This window comes from Paenibacillus sp. W2I17 (assembly GCF_030815985.1).
Classification (GTDB): domain Bacteria; phylum Bacillota; class Bacilli; order Paenibacillales; family Paenibacillaceae; genus Paenibacillus.
In genome coordinates this window covers 4,198,336-4,221,791 of sequence record NZ_JAUSXM010000001.1, presented here as the reverse complement: position 1 = coordinate 4,221,791, position 23,456 = coordinate 4,198,336, and the positions used below count along the sequence as shown (strand labels likewise).

16 protein-coding genes and 1 pseudogene are annotated in these 23,456 nt (G+C 48.6%); 14 read left to right on the top strand and 3 right to left on the bottom strand.

The genetic code is table 11. The annotated features are described in order from the left end of the window. Positions 1–48: 48 nt before the first annotated feature. From QF041_RS18830 to nagZ, 3 genes are read left to right on the top strand one after another with little or no spacing between them, the layout of a single operon-like run. Positions 49–759, top strand: a complete 711-nt coding sequence (locus QF041_RS18830; RefSeq protein ID WP_307415310.1) for a hypothetical protein — start codon at positions 49–51, stop codon at positions 757–759. Continuing rightward, complete coding sequence (locus tag QF041_RS18825; protein ID WP_307415309.1) at positions 759–1,955, top strand: exo-beta-N-acetylmuramidase NamZ family protein; 1,197 nt, start codon at positions 759–761, stop codon at positions 1,953–1,955. The genes QF041_RS18830 and QF041_RS18825 overlap by 1 nt, the downstream gene beginning before the upstream one ends. Positions 1,956–1,986: 31 nt before the next feature. Next, on the top strand, positions 1,987–3,675 hold the full coding sequence (nagZ, locus tag QF041_RS18820; RefSeq protein ID WP_307415308.1) for a beta-N-acetylhexosaminidase: 1,689 nt from the start codon (positions 1,987–1,989) through the stop codon (positions 3,673–3,675). Positions 3,676–3,843: 168 nt separating this feature from the next. Here nagZ and QF041_RS18815 read toward each other — a convergent pair whose 3' ends face one another. Continuing rightward, positions 3,844–5,244 (bottom strand): serine hydrolase domain-containing protein, encoded by a 1,401-nt coding sequence (locus tag QF041_RS18815; protein ID WP_307415307.1) that lies wholly within the window; start codon positions 5,242–5,244, stop codon positions 3,844–3,846. Between the two features lie 267 nt (positions 5,245–5,511). Between QF041_RS18815 and QF041_RS18810 the strand changes: the two genes are divergently transcribed. Continuing rightward, positions 5,512–7,485 carry a methyl-accepting chemotaxis protein gene (locus QF041_RS18810; RefSeq protein WP_307415306.1) on the top strand — a complete coding sequence of 658 codons (1,974 nt, stop codon included), beginning with the start codon at positions 5,512–5,514 and terminating at the stop codon, positions 7,483–7,485. Between the two features lie 218 nt (positions 7,486–7,703). Further along, positions 7,704–8,900: a DUF2087 domain-containing protein gene (locus QF041_RS18805; RefSeq protein ID WP_307415305.1), complete on the top strand. Its 1,197-nt coding sequence runs from the start codon at positions 7,704–7,706 to the stop codon at positions 8,898–8,900. 192 nt (positions 8,901–9,092) lie between these two features. On the opposite strand, the gene QF041_RS18800 is transcribed toward QF041_RS18805, so the two are convergent. After that, entirely contained in the window at positions 9,093–11,093 is a 2,001-nt protein-coding gene (locus QF041_RS18800; protein ID WP_307415304.1) for a methyl-accepting chemotaxis protein, read from the bottom strand. 446 nt (positions 11,094–11,539) lie between these two features. Between QF041_RS18800 and QF041_RS18795 the strand changes: the two genes are divergently transcribed. The 7 genes and pseudogenes from QF041_RS18795 to QF041_RS18765 all read left to right on the top strand — a co-directional run bounded on the left by QF041_RS18795 (position 11,540) and on the right by QF041_RS18765 (position 19,933). Then, the gene (locus QF041_RS18795; protein ID WP_307417006.1) at positions 11,540–12,244 is read left to right on the top strand and encodes an AzlC family ABC transporter permease; all 705 of its coding nucleotides are present in this window, start codon (positions 11,540–11,542) and stop codon (positions 12,242–12,244) included. After that, positions 12,235–12,564 carry an AzlD domain-containing protein gene (locus tag QF041_RS18790; protein WP_047840428.1) on the top strand — a complete coding sequence of 110 codons (330 nt, stop codon included), beginning with the start codon at positions 12,235–12,237 and terminating at the stop codon, positions 12,562–12,564. Before QF041_RS18795 ends, QF041_RS18790 begins: the two co-directional genes overlap by 10 nt. A gap of 328 nt (positions 12,565–12,892) precedes the next feature. Then, positions 12,893–13,690 (top strand): NAD-dependent epimerase/dehydratase family protein, encoded by a 798-nt coding sequence (locus QF041_RS18785; protein WP_307417005.1) that lies wholly within the window; start codon positions 12,893–12,895, stop codon positions 13,688–13,690. A 115-nt stretch (positions 13,691–13,805) separates the two neighbouring features. Further along, entirely contained in the window at positions 13,806–14,462 is a 657-nt protein-coding gene (locus QF041_RS18780) for an SGNH/GDSL hydrolase family protein (RefSeq protein ID WP_017691078.1), read from the top strand. A 298-nt stretch (positions 14,463–14,760) separates the two neighbouring features. Continuing rightward, positions 14,761–16,752 carry a heparinase II/III domain-containing protein gene (locus QF041_RS18775; RefSeq protein WP_307415303.1) on the top strand — a complete coding sequence of 664 codons (1,992 nt, stop codon included), beginning with the start codon at positions 14,761–14,763 and terminating at the stop codon, positions 16,750–16,752. After that, the gene (locus tag QF041_RS18770; protein ID WP_307415302.1) at positions 16,745–18,709 is read left to right on the top strand and encodes a glycosyl hydrolase; all 1,965 of its coding nucleotides are present in this window, start codon (positions 16,745–16,747) and stop codon (positions 18,707–18,709) included. Before QF041_RS18775 ends, QF041_RS18770 begins: the two co-directional genes overlap by 8 nt. A gap of 86 nt (positions 18,710–18,795) precedes the next feature. Next, positions 18,796–19,933, top strand: a pseudogene (locus tag QF041_RS18765) (glycoside hydrolase family 88 protein). 323 nt (positions 19,934–20,256) lie between these two features. On the opposite strand, the gene QF041_RS18760 reads toward QF041_RS18765, so the two are convergent. Further along, positions 20,257–20,862 carry a methyltransferase domain-containing protein gene (locus QF041_RS18760; protein WP_091019980.1) on the bottom strand — a complete coding sequence of 202 codons (606 nt, stop codon included), beginning with the start codon at positions 20,860–20,862 and terminating at the stop codon, positions 20,257–20,259. 208 nt (positions 20,863–21,070) lie between these two features. Here QF041_RS18760 and QF041_RS18755 point away from each other — a divergent pair, with 208 nt between their 5' ends. Together QF041_RS18755 and QF041_RS18750 are read left to right on the top strand one after the other, a co-directional pair. After that, on the top strand, positions 21,071–22,870 hold the full coding sequence (locus QF041_RS18755; RefSeq protein ID WP_307415301.1) for an Ig-like domain-containing protein: 1,800 nt from the start codon (positions 21,071–21,073) through the stop codon (positions 22,868–22,870). Continuing rightward, positions 22,857–23,447, top strand: a complete 591-nt coding sequence (locus tag QF041_RS18750; protein ID WP_307415300.1) for a hypothetical protein — start codon at positions 22,857–22,859, stop codon at positions 23,445–23,447. Before QF041_RS18755 ends, QF041_RS18750 begins: the two co-directional genes overlap by 14 nt. Positions 23,448–23,456: the final 9 nt, after the last annotated feature.

The following is a 23,456-nucleotide window of genomic DNA, read 5'->3' as shown; positions in this document are numbered from 1 at the left end:
GAGACGATGCCTGGTGAAGAAGGAACGGTGAGAAAGGGGAAAATAAAAATGCGTAAGCTGAGTGAAGTATTGATTAAGTCGGGCGCGGAAATCTATCGGGATATTATTCCGGTGGCCTTGTACAGTGTCGTTAGCTCCATCGTATTGGTTCCCATTCTGATGTTTGCTCCGCTGCCGATCGCGGTGCTGCTACTGGCCTTGATATATATGCCCATCCTGTTCGGTGTTTGTTATGCCGTGCATCACAGATTGGAACGTAAGGAACGGCGCAATGGACTTAAGGATATTTGGATCGGAACGTTGAAGGGAATAGTCCCGGGAGGATCGGTGGGTGTGCTTTTCGCGGTGCTTGGCTTCATTCTATTGTCAACCTGGTGGTATTACGGTGGACAGGGTGGAATTACAGGTACAGCAGTGGGTGTATTCCAGACTTTCTTTGTTCTCATGGCGCTGATGTCACAGTTCTATACTTGGCAGCTTGTTTTACAAAAAAACATGGGGATCGTTCAGGCGATGGGGGAAAGTGTAAAGCTGTTCTTCCGTCACCCGGGGTACACGATGGGCGCTTGTTTTCAGGCCATGTGCTTAACTGCTTTGCTAATGCTGACTGTCGTTGGTTTCGGAGCGCTGTTTGGAGGTATGTTTGCCATCTATCAGCATAAGGTTGCTCTTAATGTGCTGGAGCCTGAAGAAGAGCCTGTCGTAACAGGCGGTAATGATCACCAGCATACAGGCTGGATCAGCCAGGGGAATGTGTGATGGGTCAGTTGAATGGGACCGAGCAGATCCCGGCTGTAAAAACGGGAGTTGACCTTCTGTCCAGAGGGTTATCGCATCCATGGATAACGGGTAATCGAATCGGTCTAATTACAAACCCGACTGGTATTACACCGGACTTTGTATCGACAATAGATGTGTGCGCCAGACTGGCTAATGCCATGCTTACAGCGCTTTATGCCTGTGAGCACGGACTGTGTGGAGAGCTTCAGGCGGGTGTCAGATTCGGAGACATGCTTCATCCACGTCTGGACATTCCGGTGTTCAGCCTGTATGGAGATTACAAGAAACCTACGCCTGCAATGCTGGCTGGAGTGGATACGGTGCTGTTCGACATTCAGGATGTGGGCATCCGTTATTACACGTATGCCTCAACCTTGTTCCATATGATGGATGCCTGTGCTGGAGCAGGCAAACGCATGTTGATTCTGGACCGTCCCAATCCGCTGGGTGGAAACGTTGTGGAAGGCGGTGTGCTGAACGCGGGGTATGAATCACTCGTTGGCGCTTGGCGTGTACCTGTACGTACCGGATTGACGATAGGTGAACTCGCCCTGATGGTCAACAGCGAGATGGATGTACCTTGCGAATTGGACGTGGTTACCATGGAAGGATGGCAGCGCTCCATGGAGTTTGCGGATTGTGGTCTTCCCTGGATGTTACCCTCTCCCAATATGCCCACGCTGGACAGTGTGCGGGTATATGCGGGTACGTGCCTGTTCGAAGGCACTAATGTATCGGAGGGCAGGGGCACGACCCGCCCATTCGAGTGGATTGGGGCACCCTGGGTTGAGGGTGAGCGTTTGGCGGAACGATTTCGGGAATACAAGCTGGAAGGTGTGCATGTGCATCCAGTGTACATGTCGCCAACATTCTCCAAACATGCAGGTGAACTGTGTGGTGGTGTAAGGATTTTTGTAACGGACAGCAGGAAATTTCGGGCGGTAGAGACAGGGTTAGTGCTTTTGCATGAACTGGTTTCACTTTATCCGGAGCAATTCTGCTGGCTGGAGCCGCCAGAGCCAGGTTCAAGGTACTTTATCGACCTGCTGGCAGGGGGGAAGGTAGTCAGGGAAACCATTCATGACCGCGCGGGCTTCGTTCGTTTAATCGAAGCGTGGAATGTACAGGCAGCGGAATGGAAGGAGCGGCGAAAGCCGTTTTTGTTATATGAATGAACGGATGTTTGTTATCGGAGGGAGGTAAGAAATGAGTGGGCCAAAAGAGTTATACCAGTCGAAGCTGAAACAGATGACCTTGCGTGAGAAAATCGGGCAAATGCTGCTTTGTGGTTTTCATGGCACCGAAGCTGCTGGCGATGTGGAACCCTTTCTCCGAAAGTATCCCATCGGTGGCGTGATCTATTTTGCGCGCAACGTTGAGTCGCCAGAGCAGGTAGAGCAGTTATCGTCAGGGCTACAGCAGATTGCCAAAAGCAGCGGTAATGTGCCGCTCTGGATATCCATTGATCAGGAGGGCGGCATGGTTGCTCGAATTACCGAAGGGATAACCTTGATGCCCGGACCAATGGCCATTGCCGCTGCCGGTTCCATTGACGATGCGTATCAGGCGGCATATATCAGTGGGTTGGAGCTGAAGTCCATGGGCATTAACATGAACTTTGCTCCGGTATTGGATGTGAACAATAACGCGGCCAATCCGGTCATCGGTGTACGATCATTCGGCGAATCTCCACAATCCGTTGCAGAATATGGGGCCAGAACCATTGCGGGAATACAGGATGCTGGGATTGCAGCGACAGCCAAGCATTTCCCGGGGCATGGGGATACGGATACCGATTCCCATCTGGACCTCCCGATCATCACTCATGATCGTGAACGGGTAGAGCGCCTGGAGTTGATTCCATTCCGAGCCGCTATCGCCGAAGGTGTCGATGCCATGATGTCGGCGCATATTTATTTCCCTGCACTGGAGCCAGAGCGTCTGCCCGTAACGCTATCGCAAACCGTATTAAGCGGTCTGCTTCGCCAGGAACTGGGTTATCAGGGCATGATCGTGACAGATTGCATGGAGATGGATGCTATTGCCGTGAATTATGGCACTGTCGATGCAGCCGTAATGGCGGTAGAGGCCGGGGCAGATCTGGTGTTAATTAGCCATACGGCTAAGCTTCAGGCAGAGGCATTTGAAGCATTGTTAGCAGCTGTGAGGAGTGGGCGGATTAGCGAGAGACGTATTGATGAGTCGGTGATTCGCTTGCTGATGTACAAGGCGAAGCGTGGTTTGTTGGAGAGTGAAACGGGTGGTGTTGATGAAGTGAATATTTTAGTATCAAATGCTCCTGCTCTATCCAGTTGGTCGGAGCGCAACAGTTCTTTACACCAAGAGGTTGCCCGCCGTATTAGCGAGAACAGTATCACACTGGTGCGCGATCAGTTGAATATGCTGCCTTTGAAGCCGGAACGCACGCTGGTCATAACGGTTGCCACGTCCGTGACGACAATTGCCGACGAACAGTTGACTCAGACGTTCACCTTGGGCTCAGCCTTATCCATGTATGGTCTGGATGTTGTCGATCTGACGGTCACGCCCGAGGAAGTTGCCATTCGTTCCGCACGTCTGCTTCAGGCAGCGGAAGCAGATGACATTCGGCAGATTGTGGTGGGAACCTACAATGCGGGAAGTCCCTCCGGCGATCCACAGTGTAGGCTGATTGGTTGGATACAGCAATTGGGTAAACCACTGGCTGTTGTGGCATTGCGAAGCCCCTATGATCTGCTGGCGCTTCCGGATGCCGAGGTCTATGTAGCGGCTTACGAGAGCCGGCCACTTGCCATGGATAGCGTCGCTCAGGCGCTGATGGGGCGCATTCCTTTTGCGGGGAAACTTCCTGTAACGTTAAAGCAGACAGATGATGAAAGAGCAGATGTCTCCTAGGCAGTGATAAGAATATGAGTAAATCTGCCTTTTGCAGGATGGAGAAGAGATGAATTGTAGGTTCAGCGAAACGGAAGTGTCAGTCGTTAAAATGAAAACATATATAGAGCAAAGAGACGATCCTTTAAAGGACCGTCTCTTTGCTCTGTATAAACGATTGATTATGGATTATTGCAATTGCAGTGCTTTGGCTGTCTGTGCCTCAACTTCATCCAAAAGTGAAGTCATGTCCATACCTGCGTGGTTGCCGAGCAGGATAATCGTGATATCATCGGACAGATTACGTGAAAAGGCTGTAGCAAACCCGCCACCACTACCGTTGTGGAAGACGGTACGATTCATGCCGTTTTCTTTGAGAATCCAGGCGTAGCCATAGTTTTTATCGGAGTAAGGCTCATACATCTGTTCAATCGTATCCTGGCTTAGAATCTTGTCTGTATACAACGCACGATCCCATTTCAGCATATCGTCCACCGTGGAATAGATGGTTCCTGATCCGGATTGAGACACATAGTAAGGCGCAGTTACCCATGCGTTATCTTCTTGAACAAAACCACTAATCGTGTGCACTTTACGGGAGGCCTCTCCCGAATTCTTCATACCAAGTGGTTTCAGTATCGTCTGCTGCACGTAGTCGGCATAACTCATGCCAGATACCTGTTCAACGACGTATGCAAGCAAAACATAACCGCTGTTGCTGTATAGATAGGCACTCCCCGGTTCAAACTTCAGCGTTTTGTGACGAATCTCTTCTACAGTCTCTTCCATAGAAGTTCCTTCACCCCGACCAAATGCGGATGGCAGACCTGAAGTCTGGGATAACAGCATATGCAGCGTGATCTGATCTCCCTTTGGTATACCAGAGATATACTTGGAGATTGGATCTTGCACATTAATCTTACCATCCTCCACGAGACTCAGAATGGACGCGGCCGTGAAGGATTTGCTCAGCGATGCGATTCGGGTCTTCTGATCCGGGCGATTCAGCGTCTGTTCATCGGCAAGTCCGTAGCCTTGCTTTAGAAGTACTTCACCATCGCGGGCGATCAGAGCCATACCTGGATAGTTGATCTCGCGCAGATATGTATCCACGCTGGCAACCTCGCTATTCAGCAAGCTGACTTGATCAGTGACCATATTTACACTCATCTGCCCCGTGGCTGTGCGTTGGACCTTGATGTCTGCCTTGATTGCATTAGCCATTGCCCGGACAGGTACCATCAACGTACCGTTAACGGTACGTGAATTCACACCTGTAGCCAGATCGACCTTATTTACTTTAATGGAATTGCTGCCAGCCTGATGTATCAGCTTGTCTCTGCCAACGGTAATGGTAGCCGTCTTGGTGCGATTATCCCATTTCAACGTGCCTTTGACCGATGTGACCACATCCCGCAGTGGAACAAACGTTGAACCTTTGATTATAAGTGGTGCGTTCTTCCAGGATTGTTGCTCACCATTCACTTCAATGTGAACTGCTTGCGTCGCCTGCGCTGCGGATGCCATAATACCAGCTTGTCCCAGAATCGGGCCTGCACACAGGATGAGCGCTAACAGAATGCGGAACATGGATGAATATACCGGGGAAATACGTTGTCTTTCATTTGACTTACGTAAGATTTGAATCCTCTCCTTCCAATCGTTTCATGAATAGCCAGCTTATGAGCATTGTAAACGATCTCGCGTAGAGGGTCAAAACGAATAAGCGGATATAATCCATATAATCAGATCAGATCATTTAAATTAAATTTGTACTAATTTAGTATCTATACATAATATTTTTACAGCGATTGTCCGATAAAAGGATGGGTGAAGATTATGATGGGGGATAGTTAAATGAAGAAAAGGATTCGAAATTGGTTTACTTTAACCGTAAAAAAACGCCTGATTGCTGCATTGCTCCTGTTCCTGATAGTACCGAGCATTACCGTGGGATGGTTGTCTTATCAAAAAGCTGCTGACCAGGTTAAAATGGAGATTATCCGTTCCGCACAGGCAAAAACAGAAATGCTTAGTCTGCAGATAAATCAAATGCTCGATATGGAGAAGGATAACGCAGCTCAGATGGCGGCGGGTATTACTTCAAACGATATTATTACTAAATCCCCTGCACTGCAAAGGCAGATGGATCGGATGTCTCAGAATCATAAGGAACTGGGTGTACTTACCGCAGGTGCCGAAGATGGTAGCTGGATGAAGTCCCCTGAATCCGAGGAACAGAATTATGATCCTCGAGAACGTTCATGGTATACGATGGGTATGTCCCAGGATGAACCGGTAATCTCGGATACGTTCCAGTCGGCTTCGACGGGCGAATGGGTTGTGACCGCAGCGGTCAAGCTGGCTGACGGCAAAGGGGTATTCGGAGCCAATGTCAGTCTAAATCATCTGAAAGAATCCGTTGATCAGATACGTATTGGTAAAGAAGGAAAACTGTACATGCTGGATAACGGGGGCAAATTCCTGTTCCACTACAATATCGAATCCGGTACACAGTCGGATGAAAGCTACATTAATGAGATGTATACGAAGGAAAGTGGAACGGTGAAGTATACATATGATGGTCACGAAGTGGAAGCTGTGTATTTCACCAATCCGGTGACAGGTTGGAAAATTGTTGGTGAGATGGTTCCTTCCGAAGCAAGTGAGGCCGTAATGCCTATTTTGATCCGTTCAATTACAATTGTGGCATCTGCATTGGTTATCGGGTTGATTCTGCTTATATTCATTATCCGCAGCATTCACCGGCCATTGCTGCAATTAACGCAGGCAGCATCCAAAGTAAGCGCCGGGGATCTCACCGTTCGGGTAGGTTTACAGCGCCGGGACGAGTTCGGACAGCTCGGGGAAAGCTTCGATATGATGACGACCTCACTCCGTAGTGTGCTTGGAGAAGTACATGATACGTCCAGCCAGCTGGCGGCGTCTTCTGAAGAACTGATGGCAAGTTCCGAGCAGACATCCAAAGCCACAGAACAGGTGGCCGAACTGATGCAGGATGCAGCTGCGGGAACGACTTTGCAGAACAATAGTCTTGCTGCTACAGGTCAACTTGTGGGCGAAATGTCCATTGGAGTCAAAGAGATCTCTTCAAGTGCTGAAGACACCGCTCGTATCGCTCTGGATGCATCCACCAAGTCGGAAGCGGGTATGGTTACAGTAGAAGAAGCGGTTAACCATATTCAGCAGGTGAATGACGAGAGCAAAGCCATGTCTGTGGTCATTGAGGATCTGCGCGCGAAAAACGAAGAGATTCTTGTGATTGTGGCCGAGATTACGGCCATTGCCAAGCAGACGAACATTCTTGCATTGAATGCATCCATTGAAGCTTCAAGAGCTGGCGAGCAAGGGCGCGGATTCGCGGTCGTAGCCAACGAAGTGAAGACACTGGCTCACAGTTCAGGCGCTTCAGCCGAGCGGATTAATGAGCTTATGCATGAAATGCAGGAGAAAACCAATGCGGTGCAATCCACTTTTGCCCGTACGGGAGAAGGTATGGTGAAGAGTTCGCAGATGGTTACAGAAGCGGGCGAAGCATTCAATAACATTCGTACTGCGGTTCAGTTGGTGGCTGCACAAGCTGGAGAAGTATCCGCGGCTTCCCGTCAGATTGATGGGGGCATGAGTCATATCAACAAGGCAGTAAGTGATACAATGGTTCTGTCGGACAGAATTGCCTCTGGAACGGAAGATGGATCAGCGGCGGCTCAAGAGCAGTTGGCTACAATGGAAGAGGTTGCAGCTTCTTCGGCAGCATTGTCACGTATGGCTGAAGATCTGCAAAGTATGATTGAACGGTTTAAGTTGTAACAGGGATTGAAATGAGACTGCAGGGTTGCGACCCTGCGGTCTTTTTTCTGTTGAACAAGAGGCATCCATTATGTCTTTAAACACAGCATCCTTTTCCGTTATATTGACATATAAAAAACAAAACTATATTATGTCTATAAATAAACAAACAAAATTATAAAATATTTGATTATTATACGGTTGAACTAACCATAACAATGATAAAAAGGAGCTTTTACATGAAATCATCGGAATCCTGGTTGCAAACAGCTTCATTGGAAGAGATCAAGCGTGGTTATATGGAGGAGGGTCCCGCCTATATATGTGTCTGCTGCGGATACAGGACGGAAGCGGGGATTATATACCCTGAAGAAGGAGTGCTCTATGAGGCAGCCCGTTATATGCGAGTGCATATTGAGAAAGTTCATGGATCGGTATTTGAATATTTGCTGGAGCTGGATAAAAGCGTAACCGGATTGTCTGATGTCCAGCGTGGATTGCTGGCACAATTCTATGAAGGCAAGAAGGATGCTGAAGTACAGAAGACCCTTGGCATCGGGAGTGCTTCCACGATTCGGAATCATCGTTTTGTATTGAAGGAGAAGGAACGGCAGGCTAAAATATTCCTGGCATTAATGGAACTTCTCAAAAGTAAGGATACCCAGGGTCCAGCCGAATGGGTGTCACCTGTGACAAGGCATGGACATACGATCCATCCGAACTCATTTGATATTACAGAACAGGATCGGGAGAAGGTGCTAAACAAGTATTTTCCAGAGGGTACTGGCGGTCCACTGACGACGTTTCATATGCAGCAAAAGCATAAATATATTGTGCTCATCGAAATTGCCAAACGATTCGAGACAGAGCGCAAATATTCCGAGAAACAGGTCAATGAGCTGCTGAAGGAAGTTTATGATGATTACGTGGAAATACGGAGGTATCTCGTCGACTATGGTTTGCTGGAACGTGAGCCAGACGGCAGTCAGTATTGGCTGGGAAGCCACGCAGATCAACAGAGCGCCGAAGTTGGAAAACCGGAGCGCAAAGCAAAGGGGGAGCAGGAGAAGATGGATCGTCGCAAAGAATTACAGGAACAGGCCAAAGAAGTTAAAACGGAAGCGGGCGTCTACCAGATTCGGAATGAACGTAACGGCAAAGTTTATATCGACAGCACACTTAACCTGAAAACCATTAACGGACAACGGTTTATGTTACAGATGGGTAGCCATCTGAATCGAAGATTGCAGGCTGAATGGAATGAATATGGAGAGAATGCTTTTGTGATCGAGGTGCTGGAGACATTGAAACAAGACGATAACCCGTATAACGATCCCAAAGATGCACTCGCCAAATGTCTGAATCGCTGGTTTGAACAGTTAGAGCCCTACGGAGATCAAGGATATCACGGAGATAAAAAGCAATCTGCTGAATAGGAGAGTCATTTCCTTTCTAAATTTCATGGCCCTTCATAACCCAAAAGCCCCTTTGCCAATATGATGGCAAAGGGGCTTTTGGTATTACAGACTACTTGTTATATAAGTTGAACTAATCTTTTACACGATAACAGCCATTGGAAGGTTGCTCTGTCATCGTAGTGTCGGTGTAAATAATCTTTAGTTCAACGGCTACAGCTTGAATTGTTCTACCAGCTTCTGCAGCTTGTGAGCCAGATGGGCAAGGGAATCAGCAGAGGATGATATCTCCTGCATGGAAGCCACTTGCTCCTCCGTAGCAGCAGAGATGTTCTCCGTTCCGTCGGCATTGGTTTCCGATATGGCATGGATCTGATCAATGGATTGCACCACTTCAGCTGTACTTGCAGACATCTGTTGTGAGGCGGCTGCAATGTTCTCAAGCTGATGATTGACGACCCCGACAGCCTCACTAATCTGGGCAAAAGCTTCATCTGCAAACTGAACGGCACGAATGCCGTTGCTTACATCCTGTTGCCCGATCTGTACACTGTGATTGGCCATTGAAATCTCCTGTTGAATCGCTCCGACCATCTCTACAATCTTCTGGCCGGACAGGCTGGATTGTTCCGCGAGCTTGCGGACTTCGCTGGCAACAACGGAGAAGCCACGTCCATGCTCACCTGCACGTGCCGCTTCTATAGAAGCATTGAGAGCAAGCAAATTGGTCTGTGCAGCGATATCTGTAATGACAGATACCATCTCACCAATGGATGTGGAATGCTGTTCAAGTCGTCCAGCGGTGTCTGCCATACCTTGCACAAAGCGACTGACGGAACTCATCTCGGATACGGCCGTTTGCATGGTCGCATTCCCTTTATCTGCGAGCTCACTTGCTTGCATGGCAGCTTCGGATACTTGCTGTGTGCTGTTCGTTACCTGTCCCACACCTTCAGCAAGTTCATTCATCTGTAGTGCCGTATGTTTCAGGTTACTTGCTTGTTTCTCAAGTCCAGCTGCGGATTCTTCCGTGATCAGGGCGACTTGCTCTGTTGCTTTGGTTGTCTCCGATGAGTTGACTGCCAATTGTGTGGATGAGGCGGTTAACTCGTCAGCCGTGTGTCGCACGTCCTGAATAACGGTTCGCAGGGATTCGCTCATCTTATTGAAGCTGGTGCTCAGCTTGCCGAATTCATCCTGTCCCAATACAGCAACTTCGATGGTCAGATTACCATTACTAATTTCGTCAGATGCCTTCACCAAGCGGTTCAGTGGTTTGGTGATTGATTGCACAATCCAGAAAATAATGATGGAGCTTACCGCAATTGCAATCGCTACAACAATAAGTGTGGTGTATAAAATCGGACGGACAGATGCCGTCACTTCCCCACTGTCGATGACACCAACCACGGTCCAGCCCGTCGTTTCATTGGTGGAGAAAAAGGCGTGTTCCTGGTTTCCATTTAGTGTATAGGTCAGACTTCCGTTTTTCTGTGCGAAAATATCTTTATAGGGTGCCATGGTTCCTTCGGTCCCCGGTTTTTCGGTAGGATGTACAATGATTTTATTGGCATTATCAATGATATAGATATAACCCTTCTCGCCAATCTTCGTGGAGTTAACCGTCTTCGAGAGGGCTTCAAGCGACAGGCTGACAGAGACGACACCATGGCCATCCGCTGAGGTCTGAGCTACCGAAGCAACAACATTGCCGGTATTGCTTGATAAGTAGGGGGTGATTACGGTAGGGACATCTTTGTTCTGCGTAGCAGCCTGATACCACGGGCGTTCGCGCGGGTCATATCCTTCTTTGTTCACCGCAGTTACAGGGGAGTTAATATACACGCCCTGATCGGTACCGAGGGAGGCAAGTTCCACGTCATCATGCGTTTCCTTATAAGCGTCGAGCAAGGTACGGATGGTATCTGTTTCGTCACCCTGATTGGGTCCGACATTGCCTGCATCCAGCTGACTTGCAAGGAAATCAACATTTTTGCGTGTTGCACCAATGATCTGGTCAATGGTCTGGTTGAGCACAGTAACACTGCTGATCGCGTTCTCATACATTTTCTCTTCAACCTTGGCATCAGCTGTTTGGAACGAGATAATGCCCAGACTAATGGTTGGAATGAGCAATACAATGGCAAATGACAAAATTAGTTTCTCTCTCATCTGCATTGTTCTTTTGATCCCTTGTTTACGAATTTTTTTCATACACATTCCCCCTCTGTGTAACCCATCCCCATATCTAGTGGACAAGCCCAACTGGTAAAAGATATTTCATTCCATCCTTTCCAGAAGTTTCTGGTGCTATCGTATGACAAATTTCGCGTTTATTCAACATAATTTATGCGTTTTGTGAAAATATTTTTTGATTTTATAGGTATTTAGGATTACATCTGTTCTATAAAAATTAATCTGTCTCTCCCTTAGTGCACATCTTGTGGTATATTTCTGAATTAATGTGAAGTGAATTTTGCAAAATGTGAAATCCATAAGGCATGTAACTGGTCATGTTGAATACACAAAGAAGTTGTTTTCATGAAGAATGGACCTGGATGGATCTACATCCATATATATCGGTTTATGGGGACCGAAATTGGAGAGGGGTTGTACGGCAGTTGGACCAAAGTACACTACAGATATCTGGACAGGAGAACATGGAAGAGGTCCAGGATCAAGCTACATTCATGCAAGGGGTCAAAGATTGTATCCCAACCCTGCTTGGTTATTTAAGTATTGGCTTTGCGGCGGGTGTCATTGAAATGACCGCAGGTCTGAGTCTGGCGGAAACGGCACTGCTCAGCCTGATTTTATATGCAGGATCGGCTCAGTTCATTGCAGCAGGCATGCTTGCATCGAATGGATCAGCAGTAGCCATCATGTTCACCATATTTTTTGTGAATCTTCGTCATTTGCTGCTCAGTGCAGCTGTATCACCGTATTTTCGGCATCTGAACCCGCTTAAAAATATGTGGATTGGTTCACTGCTTACCGATGAGTCTTTCGGCGTGGCGATGACACGTGCGATTGGTAGGGAAAGGCTTAGTGAACGCTGGATGCACGGTCTGAATATTACCGCATATCTGAACTGGTTCGTGGCTAATATGGCGGGAGCGTACTTTGGACGCTGGATCACTAACCCGGAACGACTGGGTCTGGATTATGCCCTGCCAGCAATGTTTATTGGACTGGTTGTACTCCAGTTGGTGCATCGCAAAAACAAAAAAATACACATTAATGTGGCTATTATCGCCGTGGTCTGTGTAATCTTCGCCAGCATGGCTTCACTTGGCAGCATGAGTGTCATTGTGGCTGCGGTCATTGCGGCAACGATGGGAGTGTTCATGGAACGATGGAAGTAAGATGGGATGTATTCTGGATTATTATGGGTTCGGCACTGTTAACATTTATCCCGCGTGTACTGCCACTGATGCTGTTCAGCAAGATACAGATTCCAATGTGGTTGTTACGCTGGCTGGAGTATGTACCCGTAGCGGTTATGGCAGCGCTGATTGGTCAGGAACTGTTCATGTCAGGCAACCAGTTAGTGCCGATTACGCATAATGCAGCTCTGTGGGCATCCCTGCCTACGATTGCAGTAGCGATCTGGACGCGCAGTCTGCTGGGAACCGTATTGGTCGGTATTGTAGCTATGATGATTTTGCGATATTGGATCGGATAGTTGAACTAAAGAATATTTACACTAACCACTTCGATGAAAGAACAACCTTCCGATCACTGTTATCCCCAGATTTTTAAATTCACTTTTATAAAGGTGAAAATTTTGGGATAAGCGTATGCTTCCGATGCAGCTTTCTTTCAGAAAGCTTTTAGGCGAACGTTCCGCTTCTTCAGGTTCTTTCTGTCCTCTACGTTCTCGTGTAAATGGCTAGTTCAACTTATATAGGTTGTATTGTAAAATCCGGTAATTCCTTCGCCTGATCGGTTAATACTGTTCTATAGAGGATAGATAGCCAATTTGAGCGAAGGGAGCTGGATTCATGAGTGAACTGAAGCGAAAACTGTTAATTACGGGAGCTGCTGGAGTCATTGGTCGCAGTCTGCTGGAGGGGCTGAGAGCCAAGGGTACGTATGACATCATTGCAGCGGATCTGCGTGAAGACGAGGAAGCTGGCATTGTAGCCATGGATGTGACAGATGGGGAACGCCTGATGGAACTAATGCAGGGGGTTCACACCGTTCTGCACATTGCCTGGGCCAAGGATAAGGAAGATTTTCTAGGCAAAGTTCTGCCGATCAACGTAACTGGAGCCTACAATGTGTATGAAGCAGCACGGTTGAATGGTGTTCAGCGGGTGATCTTCGCAAGTTCCAATCATGCAACAGGCTTCTATCCTACAGGTGAAGATATTGAAGTGGATGACCCGTACCGGCCGGACAGCTTCTATGGACTTAGCAAATGTTATATTGAACTGCTGGGACGTTATTACGTTGACAAATATGACCTGTCCTCATTCAACATTCGGATTGGAAACTTCTCGGGTGATACATATCCGCACTCGGAGCGATCGGCTCATATTTGGATATCACCAAGGGACATGGTCCAGCTCGCTGAGTGCTGTATTGAAGCTGATTCAGATATGAAGTATCTGAATCTGTACGGGACTTCAGCGAATACAGATAATTACTATGATATTGGCTATCTGGCGCAGAAGATTGGATACCGCCCACAGGATGATGCAGCCGAGTTGTGGGAAGAGGCAAAGCTTAGAGGCATACCTGACAAACAGGATGAGACAGCCTATCAGGGCGGAGGCCATGTGGAGAAAGAACCAAAAGATTCATAAGATGGCGACACTCAGTGATGAAAACGCTATTTTCTATTGTGGCCGAAAGGGATAAAATGGAGACTGAGGTGTTCAGTGTTTCTATTTTGCACAAGAGGAAGGAACGATTTCAATCATGAGTACTAGTCCATCCGTTATATTGTTTCAGGGAGACTCGATTACAGATGGGGGAAGATCACGCAATGATGATCCGAATCATTTTCTCGGACACGGATATGCGTATCTGATCTCCAGCAAACTGGGTATGGAACTGGCGGGCAAGCAAAAGACCTTCTATAACAGAGGCATCAGCGGGGATCGGGCATCGGATCTGTACGCACGCTGGAATGAGGATACCATTAGTCTAAAACCGGACCTGATCAGCATCCTGATTGGGGTTAATGATGCCTGGCGCACGATGAATGGTGAACCTAGCGGGGTAACGGATCGTTTCGGACGGGCGTATCGCCATTTGCTCGAAGAAACTCGGGAAGTGATGCCAGATACGGGACTGATTTTGATGGAGCCGTTTATTCTGAGAACCGGAGCGACCGCGGAGAAATGGGAAGCCTGGGAAGAGTACATCGGTCAATATCAGAAGCTGGCCCAAGGTCTTGCTGAAGAATTTGGAGCTGTGTGGGTACCATTGCAGCAGACGTTTAATGACGCTCTGAAGCAGGCGGATGCAGCGTACTGGTTATGGGATGGCGTACATCCAACCGCAGCAGGTCATGAGCTGATTGCACGCCAATGGTTGTCTGTTGTACAGAATTCTCCGCTTGCGATTGTGTAATAACAACAGCGGACAGTTGCGATATGGGCAGCAGCGTTAAAGGTATTCAGGATCAGTTGAGGATATAGAAAAGTTAAGAATATGAGATAGCCATAAAAGCCTGTGGTGACAGGCAGAATGCAACGGAGGACCTGACGAAGGTTCTTCGTTTTTTTTGTGTTGGGAAGGAGAAGGACGTAACATCGTGGAAAGGGTTGTAATGGATAATTCTTCAAAAGTGCTATCATATCCGGTAAAATGAAATCGATTACATTATAATATGGGCATGACAATCCATAAACGAAGAGTGGTGAATCCAGTGGAAGATTCCATTCACGAAGTCGAAAATGAAAATATAAACCAACGAGGAACTGAGAGCAAAGCATTGAGTTCCTTAAGTGCCAACAGACTCTTGGATAAGTTATCCCGGCCTGAATTGGCCACGTTATACACAGACTTGAAGGCTTACGGTGAACGCGCCTTGAAAGAACCCATGCCTTCCTTGTCGTTCCGTTTATATCGACAGTTCAGCGATATGGGTGAGCGGAAAGCCTATGAAGAGGTTTATTTCGATCGTAGGGGCAGGCTTGCTGCTGTGGTGATGCTCGCATTAGACACAGCTAGGCCGGATGCACTGCAGGCGCTGGAAGAAATGTTGTGGGAAGTGTGTGGTGAGTATACGTGGTGTTTGCCCGCGCATCTGGGTACGGGAGAGGTCAACCAGGTGAATGGAAACATCGATCTGTTCGCCGCAGAGACGGTACATATGCTGGCTGAGATTGTGACCATTCACGCCGAGCGGCTGGATCGCCTTGTCATAGAACGGATCAGGTCTGAAGCAGAACGGCGAATCTTCATCCCGCTTTACCAGGAGCAACGGAAGTTCCACTGGCAGACAGCGGATCACAATTGGTCGGCAGTCTGTGGTGGCTGCTGTGGCATGGCCGCATTGTTGCTGCTCGAGGATGAGTCCACGCTACGGGAATCGATCTCCCATACGGTCAGCTGTATGAACGCATTCCTGAGCGGATATGGCGAGGATGGCGGCTGTGCCGAAGGCATTGGATATTGGGTATATGGCTTTGGTTATTTCACCTATTATGCCGAGATGCTTCGTGAGTATAGTGAGGGCGAACTAGATCTGCTGGCGGGTCCCAAAATCGCAGACATCGCAACCTTCCCGTTGCGAGTTCATCTGTCGGGTGGCACATTCGTGAATTATTCGGACAGTGCCGAGCAGGAAGAGATCCCTTCCGGATTACTCTCCCTGCTCGCATCCCGGGTCGGGTTGCAGGTGGATCTGCCGCTTCATATTCCACTGCTTACAGATGATCCCTGTCATCGCTGGGCTCATCTATTGCGGAACGTGATGTGGAGCGATCCGGCAGTATACGGTGATGAAGGTGCCTCTGCGCAGGCTGAACGGGGATTTATTTTTCAAAATCTGGGCTGGATGATTGCAAAAGGCTCACTTGATTCTCCGGATACAAAACATGCGAATGGCGGCCCCCTTCATGTGGCTATTTCCATTAAAGGCGGGCATAACGATGAACCTCACAACCATAATGATCTGGGGCAGTTCATTATCCATTGCGGTGGTGAGAATATTCTGTGTGATCCAGGAGCAGGGTTGTATACCCAAGCGTATTTTGCACCAGGCAGAGAGCAGTTGTTACACATCTCCTCATCCGGGCATAACGTTCCGCTCATTGAAGGCCAGGAGCAAAGTTCGGGCCGACAAGCGCAAGCCCATGTTTCAGAGGCAAAGCTGGCAGAGGGTGGCGGTGAGCTGAATACAACATTGGATCTGACATCCGCTTACTCTGGAGCTGCTTCACTGGCTCGTTATACGCGCCAATTTCATTGGAAGATGGCTTCTGACAGGAGCTGGAATGGAGCGGAATTGCGTCTCATTGACCGTTTTCAATGGAAGAGCAGGATGGTGTCTTCGGCAGAACGATTCTCTTCGGTGGATGTTTCAGATGCAGGATGTTCGAGCGTAGTGGAGCGATGGATGAGCAGAGTACAGCCTGAGGTGGTGAAGAGCGGTAATCTTCGCTGGCAAGGCATACATGGAACGGTCCATATGACGTATGATGCGAACCAGTGGCAGGTTTTTACGGAGGTTATGAACACAGTTGATCATGACAATGTCCCAGTCACATTCTATCGGACGTCACTATCATGGACAGGTGTGATCGATGAGACGGATGTTCGGACAGAACGTCCTAATCCGCTTGAAACGGTATGTGAGGTACGCTTCATCATTGAATCGAAAATGGGAGAAACCGAGGTGAGCATGCGTGAGTAAATATACATCTGCGTCCACGTATCCATGGAAAGACGAACTCGAACATTACCGTACATTGGCAGAACAAGCGGGCCCCCCTCCAGCAGACGGCTGGAATAGGGAGCGCAAGTTGGCACTTGTTGAGAGTGTTGTTCGCGCTTACACACCATATCAGGACAGCCAAGGCGCAATTATCGATCCGTTCTCGGGTGTGGAGAGGTATTATTCTACACCGGCCTATGCGATGGCTGCGGCAGTTCTGGTTGATGCAGGGCGTACAGATCTGCTTCAATCCGCAGCGGCAGCACTATCACAGAGCATTGATGCCATAGTCAATGGTAGCGCACCTGACAACCACCCTGATTTTTATCCAGTGCTCATGATGAGAGCTTATATGTTGTTGAAGTCACATCTGCCTGAACAAGCACAGATCTGGGCTGAGGCACTTAAGACGATCAGTCCTGAACAAGACTATGTATTTACGATGAGCAAGATGAACAATCCCAATCGTATGATTAACTGGAACGCCATTATGATCTCTGGCGAATATCTGCGGTGGCATGAACAGCTGGCGAGTGAGGATACAACGTGGATGGATCGTTATCTGGAAGCCTATCATGTGCCCCGGTTTACGGCCCTTGGGTTGTATCAGGATGGACCGCTGGACCGTCCGAATTGTCCATTTTCCTATGATATTGCCACCCGTTATCACCTTGGGGTGATGCTCGAAGCAGGTTACGAGGGAACCACTGCCGATACGTTACGTGAGCAGCTGCGCCATGGTGCCTTCAGCTCGCTACTGACGCTCTCGCCGTTAGGTGAGATTCCACCGCGTGGTCGCAGCTCCCAGCACCAGTGGAATGAAGCAGCGGCGGCTTATGTATGCTCCACACATGCAACACTAGCGTTACATGCGGGAGATCCGGTGATGGCGGGTGCTTTTGCACGTGCGGCCAATCGGTGTTTTGCTGCTGTTGAGCGCTGGAAGATGGATGATGGACGCTTGAAAATCGTGCGCAATGAATACGCGCCAGAAGATAGGCATGGGTATGAAATCTATACCAACCACACCTGTTACAACCTGTGGACGGCAGCAGCGCTGGCCCACGCTTGTCTCAGTGATCCGGGAGACGATGTGGGCGAAGTGTATCTTCCTTCCGAGGTGGGCAGTAGGGTTTTGCAGACCGATGGGTGGTTTGAAACTGTGATTGCTTCCATACCTGGCCAGCAACTGGTATTACACACGGCGATGAATGATCCGTATACGATCCCTGGTCTGGTAAGGATTCAGCAGACGGGGTTACCTGGTCTGATTGGTCCGTCCGCTGCCAGCCATATGCAGGCCGGATTCACGGAATTTGCCAAAGGGGCGGTCCGTCCGCTCAGCTACTGTCCTGCCTGGAAGACACCAGATGGGGTATGGCACAGTCTTGCAGAGGGGATTCCATCCGGTGGTGCATATGATCGTGACGTTGGATTGGACCCTGCACAGGGAGGAGGCTCCATTGTGTACGAGAAGGTGGACCATGATACCCGGAATCAAGTGGAGCAGCATCTGGCGGAAAAAGCGGCAGAAGATGGTGTGAATGCCTTGGAGAATTCTTTTGCCGTGACGTGGGTCGGTCCATTACCCGGAATTGAAACATTGCGTACTCATTATGTGCAACAGGCGGATGTGCTGACTATAACGTATGAATTCGAAGGTGAGATTGCGGCGGCAGGTGCACTCATTCCATTGATGTTCCATGATGGCCGTGAACAGGCGGTGATTACCCACACGGATCATAGCGTACGAACGGAGTATCGGGGGGCCTGTGTAGAATCTACAGCGCTGGATCAGGGAGCAGTTATTCATCTGGAGGAGCAAGCCGTGGCTTCACGTAATGGGTTGCTGAAGGAAGCGCGGATTGAAGTGAACGGAGCACGAAGTCTCACGTTTACGATACGATTGGGTGAGGTTACACATGAAGGCGTTTAGGTCGAGGATCATTAGATCTCGAAACATCTCGAAGCATAGTTAAAAGTGTTAGATGTCTGGTATTGAATCGAGGAGGGATTATGTTCATGAACACATCAACGTCGGTAAAATGGCTCGAGGAAGCGTGGCAACAGGGAGCTGCCAAAACCATTCGGAATGCAAAGCGGATTAAGGATACATTTCCACACATTGCCCCACAAGGGACGTATGACCGGAATGATCCGGAATGGTGGACAGCAGGTTTCTGGCCTGGATTGTTATGGCTGGTCTATGAGGATGCTCCGGAAAGTGAAGCGGCGGCTTCGCTACATCGCATTGCCGAAAGCTGTGAGCGGCAACTGGAGGGTTGTCTGCGTGATCCCGAATCGGTGGATCACGATCTGGGGTTCATCTGGCTGCTTAGTGGCGTAGCCAACTACCGCCAGACGGGCAGCATGGATGGACGGCGGCGTGGCATGCTTGCCGCCAACCTGCTCGCTGCCCGGTTCCACGTGCGCGGTGAGTTCATCCGCGCCTGGAACTTCAGCTCGTCAGCAATGGATACGCGCGGCGTAGCCATCATTGACAGCATGATGAACCTGCCGCTGCTCTACTGGGCATCCGAGCAGAGCGGCGATCCTCGCTTCCGCTGGCTGGCGGAAGCACATGCGGACACCGTGGCGCGCGAATTCATCCGCGCTGACGGGTCCATCTGCCACGTGGTGGAGTTCGATCCACACACGGGGCAGAAGCTGCGAGAGCATGGCGGACAGGGCCATGCTCCAGGTTCCGCCTGGGCGCGGGGCACCGCCTGGGCGTTGCACGGGTTTGCGCTGTCTTTCCGGTATACGGGCGAAGCCCGATATCTGGAGACAGCGGAGCGTGCGGCCGATTTCTTCCTCGCCATGCTTGGCGAAGAGATCGTGCCGGTGTGGGATTTCCGCGCACCTGCGGAGCATCAGGTGGCGTGGGACTCGTCCGCTGCGGCGATTGCCGCGAGCGGGTTGCTAGAGCTGGCGAAGCTGTCGCCGCGCGGGGAGACCTATGCTGCCGCGGGAGAGCGTATCGTCCGCGGGTTGCATGAGCACTATAGCTCCGGCGACTCGGCAGCGGAAGAAGGTCTGATCATGCAGGGAACGGTGCATTACCCGCGAAGGGCGAGGGTTGAATGTGCCGATTATATACGGCGATTATTTCTATATGGAAGCGCTGGCGAAGCTGCGTGGACATGCGGGTTTATTTTAAAAAAAAGAATTGAGAACTATGTACAAGAGGAACTGAGGTTGAGAACGGATTAGTAAGGTAGTAGTGTTATGAGCCTTCGAGTTATAAGCAAACCATCATCACCTGTCCGCGTGCGGCTGTCTCCAGTATTAGGAACGATATCCCTTCTATTGGAGACGGAGTATACCTAAGCTTGAGCTTTGAATAGAAAATCAAGGTGAGCGGACAGGCGGATGGTGTACATAATCGAATGAAGACAAAAGAATATCTGGCCTATGAATACTCATTCTTACGGGTCCAGTTGGGGTGCAGACTTAGCTATGCTCTACTGAAAAAATCACTTTTCACTTCGAAGGCGTGCGTCTCAGGATGACAAAGTCGGCAGAAGATTGATCTGGATAGCGCTGCGGAATAATCTCATGAACTTTGAAATCAGGGTAGTCGAAGAGATATTCAAACAGATTACGGTCCTGGATTGTATCAATCCCCGGGTTGCCGTTTTCTTTCAAACGGGTGTAAAGCACCACCCATGCTGTTGAGGAGTGCAGAATATCATAGAGGGTATTGCGAAAATCTGTTTCATCCGTGATGTGATATAACACATCCAGACAGACCGTCAGATCGGCTTGCAGGAAACCTCGGTTAATCCATAGGCCTGGTGTATACAGCATGAAACTCTTGGACGAATCCTTGGCAAATTGGGAAGCACAACGCTTTACTGAAGAAGCCGCTACATCCACGCCCAGGTAATCCTCATAATTCATGTATTGCAACTGGTTGCCATCCCCACATCCAAACTCAATGACACGATGAATCCCTTCACGTTGAATCAGTCCGTTCACGACCTCGGCCTTGAATTCAGCCAAAACCCCGTATGAACCCCTCCCGGAAGTTTCACCCGAACGATATGTTTCCTCCCAATACCCGATGTAATCAAAAGGCTGACGCATTATGTTTCCTCCAATCCTGTTAAAAGAAGTTCAAGACAGTCAATATACATAGGTATGCGTAATATTCGCAGGTATGATCGGTTGAAACAGGAATAGAAGATAAATTAATTTCCATAGAATTCCCTGAAAATTTCCTGAAAGTCTAAACATCTGGAAAGAACTTGCCGACATAAAACATAAGGAAAAAAATGATGATAATCGGGGGGAAATGATGTTAAAGCCAAGATTGACCAAGTACATGGTGATGATGCTGGTGTTGATGCTGAGTATTTCCAACGTAGGCTTGGCCGCTGCGGCAGACAAAGAACTGTCCAAAATTGTGGTTTCCAAGAATGAGATGTCGCTCGAAGTTGGTGATTCCAGTTCCGTTACAGTGACAGGTGTATATTCTGATAATACATCGACAAACGTAACGATCAGTTCATCCTGGAGTACCAGTGATACTTCGATAGCAACTGTATATAATGGTGCAATTACAGCCAAAAAGGAAGGTACAGCGACGATTACCGCAGCTTACCAGGGTCAGAGTCAGACCGTTCAAGTGAAAGTGACGAAGAAGGTTAAAGCTCTTTCGAAAAACGTGCAAAGTCTGGACTTGCGTACGGGAGACACGAAAGAAATTATTTTGACAGCAACGTATAGTGACAATGAAACAAATAGTGCAGCAGCAAGTACCGCAGAATGGTCCACCAGTGATGAGAAGGTTGCTACCGTTGTGAATGGTAAAGTAACTGGACAAAGCGCAGGTACGGCAGTTATTACTGCGAAAGTTGGCAGCCAAAGCGTGACGGTGGATGTTAACGTTGAAGTGGTTAAACGTGTAGATGTAGATAAACAGCAGGTTAACCTGTTGTTGAACAAAAGTGAAAGTGTAAAAGTGACGGCTACTTATCCAGATGGCACAACCAAAGATGTAACCGATCTGGCGGAGTGGACATCCAGCAATGAGAAGGTCGCAGACGTTCTTAAAGGCGAAATTACAGGATACTCGGCAGGTTCTGCCAAGATCACAGCCAAATACGGTACGAAATCAGTATCCGTTGACGTGGATGTGGATCTGACGAGCAAACTGAGTGTGGTGAAACAAAGTATTTTCTTCCGTTTGAGTGATACAACCAAAACGGCTAATGTCGTTGTAACGGCTTCTTATCCAAACAGCAGCGATGTGAATGTAACCGATCAGGCAACATGGACATCCAGCAACGAGAAGGTTGCAACGGTATTCAAGGGACAGGTCACAGCGATTAGTGCAGGTTCAACAACGATTAAAGCAACCTACAGTGGCAAAACCGTAGAAGTTGCTGTGGATGTAGATACGGCAAGATATTTGGATATTAAAGATGTAAATGACAAACTCGCCATGAGTGTTACCGGTGATAACAAGTCTAAGACATTGGTAGCCAATGCCGAATATATTGATGCCAGTACAGAAAATGTAACTTCCAAAGCAACATGGACTTCAAGCAATCCAGATGTCGTATATGTATCAAACGGCGATCTGATTGCATACAAATCCGGTACGGCTACGATCACTGTAGCTTATGGCGGTAAAACGGTTAAATTCACAGTGAATGTAGACGTAGCAGACAAGTATGAGATGGACAAGAAAAAAGCATCGGTAGCTGTTGGTGGAACGACTTCGGCCAAAGTGCTGGCGTTGTATGGTGAAACATCCAAAGATGTATCTGAAGATGCAACTTGGAGCAGCAGCAGCGACAAAATCGCTGAGGTAGATAGCAAAGGGGTTATCACAGGTGTTGCTACAGGTAAAGTAACCATTACTGCGAAAATTGAAGGTAAAACACTGACTCTGCCTGTTGAAGTAGGTATGGCTAGTGGACTGGAAGCAGATGTGAACTTCGTTGTGCTGTCTGCCAAAGAAACACAAACCATTCTTCTGACAGGTACGGATGAAGATGGCAACACGCTGGATGTAACATCCGAAGCAACCTGGAAATCCAGCAACTCACGTGTAGCGGGATGTGAAAAAAGGCGTGATCACAGGTAACAGCAGTGGTAAAGCCAACATCACAGCAGAATACGGCTCCAAAAAAGTGACGATCCAAGTTGAAGTGGATGTCATCTCACGTATTGAAGCTTCCGAGCTGGCTCTTTCCCTGAAATCAGGCGATACAGCTGATCTGACGGTAACTGCCTTCTTGAGCGACGGTAGCGAGCGTGATGTTACGGACAAAGCTGAATGGAAAACGAACAGCTACAAAGTAGCTCAAGTGACCAAAGGTAAAGTCAAAGCTACAGGTTCAGGTAAAGCCAAAATCACAGCAAAATACGGTAGCAAGTCTGTCACGATTGCTGTAGATGTGGATACACTGAAATATTTGCAGACGGATAAAGTAACGTTGACCATGAAACCTGGTGAAAAGGTAACCGTGGCGGCTACTGCAACGTATGCTGATGGCAGTGAAGCTAATGTATCCAAACCGGCTCTCTGGAAATCTTCCCGTATTGCAACAGCATCGGTGAAAGATGGAATTATCCAGGCGAACGGCAAAGGTAAAGCAACAATTACGGTGACATTTGCAGGTGTGAAAACCAAAGTGACGGTAGTGGTTGAAGCGAAGTAAACGATATTT